Source organism: Streptomyces sp. NPDC058375, assembly GCF_042723425.1.
Taxonomy (GTDB): domain Bacteria; phylum Actinomycetota; class Actinomycetes; order Streptomycetales; family Streptomycetaceae; genus Streptomyces; species Streptomyces durocortorensis.
Map to the genome: position 1 here is coordinate 1 of NZ_JBHXJG010000436.1, position 3,109 is coordinate 3,109.

Below are 3,109 nucleotides of genomic sequence, written 5' to 3' on the forward strand. Positions count from 1 at the left end.
GACGGGGACACACCCCGTCGGCCCGTCGTCTTGTCGGTTCCGACGGTTTGTCAGTGCGAGCCGATAGCCTGCGGGAACAGATGAACGAGTGGGCGTGGTGAGCGTCAAGGACAGGGGGGCTCCATGCGGGTTCTGGGTGTCGACCCCGGGCTGACCCGGTGCGGTGTCGGTGTGGTCGAAGGGGTCGCGGGCCGCCCGCTGACCATGCTCGGCGTCGGCGTCGTGCGCACCCCCTCCGACGCGGAGCTGGGCGACCGGCTCGTCGCCATCGAGCGCGGCATAGAGGCCTGGCTCGACGAGCACGATCCGGGTCACGTGGCCGTGGAGCGGGTCTTCGCCCAGCACAACGTCCGTACGGTCATGGGCACCGCCCAGGCCAGCGCGGTCGCGATGCTCTGCGCCGCCCGCCGCGGCATCCCCGTCGCCCTGCACACCCCCAGCGAGGTCAAGGCGGCCGTCACCGGCTCCGGCCGCGCCGACAAGGCCCAGGTCGGCGCGATGGTGACCCGGCTGCTGCGGCTGGACGCCCCGCCCAAGCCCGCCGACGCCGCCGACGCCCTGGCCCTTGCCATCTGCCACATCTGGCGCGCCCCTGCACAGAACCGCCTCCAGCAGGCCGTCGCCGCTCACCACCGCACGCCTCGCACGCCTCGCACGCCTCGCACGCTGAAAGGCCGCACCGCATGATCGCCTTCGTCTCCGGCCCGGTGGCCGCCCTCGCCCCGACCACGGCCGTCATCGAGGTCGGCGGCATCGGCATGGCCGTCCAGTGCACCCCGCACACCCTCGCCGACCTGCGCGTCGGCAAGGAGGCCCGGCTCGCCACCTCGCTGGTCGTCCGGGAGGACTCCCTCACCCTGTACGGCTTCGCCGACGACGACCAGCGGCAGGTGTTCGAGCTGCTCCAGACCGCCAGCGGAGTCGGACCCCGGCTCGCGCAGGCGATGCTCGCCACCCACAGCCCCGACGCCCTGCGCCTGGCAGTCTCCACCGGCGACGAGAAGGCGCTCACCGCCGTTTCCGGCATCGGCAAGAAGGGCGCCCAGAAGCTGCTGCTGGAGCTGAAGGACCGGCTCGGCGAACCGGTCGGCGCGCACATCGGCCAGCAGGGCATCGGCACCCCCGTGACCTCCGGCTGGCGCGACCAGCTCCAGGCCGCCCTGATCGGCCTCGGCTACGCGAGCCGCGAGGCCGACGAGGCCGTCAACGCCGTCGCCCCGCAGGCCGAGGCCGCCGTCGCCGAGGGCACCGCACCCCCCGTGCCCCAGCTGCTGCGGGCCGCCCTGCAGACTCTCAACCGCGCCCGCTGACCGGCACCGAACCACCGAAGAGGCCCTTGATGAACTGGGACGAGACCGGACCCGAGACCGACGAGCCGACCGGCCCGGCCTTCGACGACCGGCTGGTCGATGCGGACGCGGACGGCGAGGACACCGCGGTCGAGGCGGCCCTGCGCCCCAAGGACCTGGAGGAGTTCGTCGGCCAGGAGAAGGTCCGCGAACAGCTCGACCTGGTCCTCAAGGCGGCCCGCGCCCGCGGCGCCACCGCCGACCATGTGCTGCTCTCCGGCGCTCCCGGCCTCGGCAAGACCACCCTCTCCATGATCATCGCCGCCGAGATGAACGCCCCGATCCGGATCACCTCCGGTCCCGCCATCCAGCACGCCGGCGACCTCGCGGCGATCCTCTCCTCCCTCCAGGAGGGCGAGGTCCTCTTCCTCGACGAGATCCACCGCATGTCCCGGCCCGCCGAGGAGATGCTCTACATGGCGATGGAGGACTTCCGCGTCGACGTCATCGTCGGCAAGGGCCCCGGCGCCACCGCGATCCCGCTGGAGCTGCCCCCCTTCACCCTGGTCGGGGCCACCACCCGGGCCGGGCTGCTCCCGCCCCCGCTGCGCGACCGATTCGGCTTCACCGGGCACATGGAGTTCTACGCCCCCGCCGAGCTGGAGCGCGTCATCCACCGCTCCGCCCGCCTCCTGGACGTCGAGATCGACGTGGAGGGCGCCGCCGAGATCGCCGGACGTTCCCGCGGCACCCCCCGTATCGCCAACCGGCTGCTGCGGCGCGTCCGCGACTACGCCCAGGTCAAGGCGGAGGGAGCCATCGACCGGGAGATCGCCGAGGCGGCCCTCAAGGTGTACGAGGTTGACGCCCGCGGACTCGATCGGCTGGACCGCGCCGTCCTCGGCGCCCTGCTGAAACTCTTCGGCGGCGGCCCCGTGGGCCTGTCCACCCTGGCGGTCGCCGTGGGGGAGGAGCGCGAGACCGTCGAGGAGGTCGCCGAGCCCTTCCTCGTACGGGAAGGACTGCTGGCCAGGACCCCGCGCGGCCGGGTCGCCACCCCGGCGGCCTGGGCGCATCTGGGACTGGTCCCGCCGCAGCACGGAGCAAAGGGACAACAGGGCCTGTTCGGGGCGTGAAGCGTCACAGGTTCGCGCGTACCGGAACCTGGGTGCCATCCTGGGCGTTGTTCCATCGATGCGGACTCATCTAGACTCCGCCGATGCCGCCCTTACCGGTCGGTGTACCCACCCCCGTATATACAGGCCGCATTCCAGCGCGGTCGTGCGAAGGAATTCCCGTCCCGTGGATCTCATCACTCTCCTCCCCTTCATCGTGCTCATCGGGGCCATGTTCCTGATGACCCGCTCCGCCAAGAAGAAGCAGGCGGCGGCCGCACAGATGCGCAACGACATGCAGCCCGGTACCGGCGTCCGCACGATCGGGGGCATGTACGCCACCGTGAAGGAAGTCCACGACGACACCGTGCTCCTCGAGGTCGCCCCCGGCGTGCACGCCGTCTACGCGAAGAACTCGATCGGCGCCGTTCTGGACGACGCGGAGTACAACCGCATCGTCCACGGCGACGACCAGGAGCTGGACACGGACGGCACCGTCGTCCCCGACGACGCCTCCTCGCTGACCGGTGACGCCGACGCCGCCGAGGTCGCCAAGATCGACCTCGGCAAGGACGACGCTGCCGACGACGCCGAGACCGAGGACGCCACGGCCAAGGACGTCAAGGACACCAAGGACGCCAAGGGCGAGGGCAAGACCGACGGCGACGCCGACTCCAAGTAGTTCTCACGATCCCGGGGACGTCG

Annotated in this window: 4 protein-coding genes; all 4 read left to right on the top strand. The window is 71.7% G+C overall.

The genetic code is table 11. The features are described from left to right. The first annotated feature begins 123 nt into the window (after positions 1-123). Entirely contained in the window at positions 124-687 is a 564-nt protein-coding gene (gene ruvC, locus ACFWM7_RS34695; protein ID WP_383268598.1) for a crossover junction endodeoxyribonuclease RuvC, read from the top strand. Further along, positions 684-1,310, top strand: coding sequence for a Holliday junction branch migration protein RuvA (gene ruvA / locus ACFWM7_RS34700; protein ID WP_383268600.1), 627 nt, complete (start codon positions 684-686; stop codon positions 1,308-1,310). Before ruvC ends, ruvA begins: the two co-directional genes overlap by 4 nt. A gap of 29 nt (positions 1,311-1,339) precedes the next feature. Beyond that, the gene (ruvB, locus tag ACFWM7_RS34705; protein WP_383268603.1) at positions 1,340-2,425 is read left to right on the top strand and encodes a Holliday junction branch migration DNA helicase RuvB; all 1,086 of its coding nucleotides are present in this window, start codon (positions 1,340-1,342) and stop codon (positions 2,423-2,425) included. A 166-nt stretch (positions 2,426-2,591) separates the two neighbouring features. Further along, entirely contained in the window at positions 2,592-3,086 is a 495-nt protein-coding gene (yajC, locus tag ACFWM7_RS34710; RefSeq protein WP_383268606.1) for a preprotein translocase subunit YajC, read from the top strand. Positions 3,087-3,109 lie beyond the last annotated feature (23 nt).

Excerpts from the sequence above, each read along its gene's own strand:
- ruvC (WP_383268598.1), top strand. The coding sequence starts at position 124 with ATGCGGGTTCTGGGTGTCGACCCCGGGCTGACCCGGTGCGGTGTCGGT.
- ruvA (WP_383268600.1), top strand. The coding sequence starts at position 684 with ATGATCGCCTTCGTCTCCGGCCCGGTGGCCGCCCTCGCCCCGACCACG.
- ruvB (WP_383268603.1), top strand. The coding sequence starts at position 1,340 with ATGAACTGGGACGAGACCGGACCCGAGACCGACGAGCCGACCGGCCCG.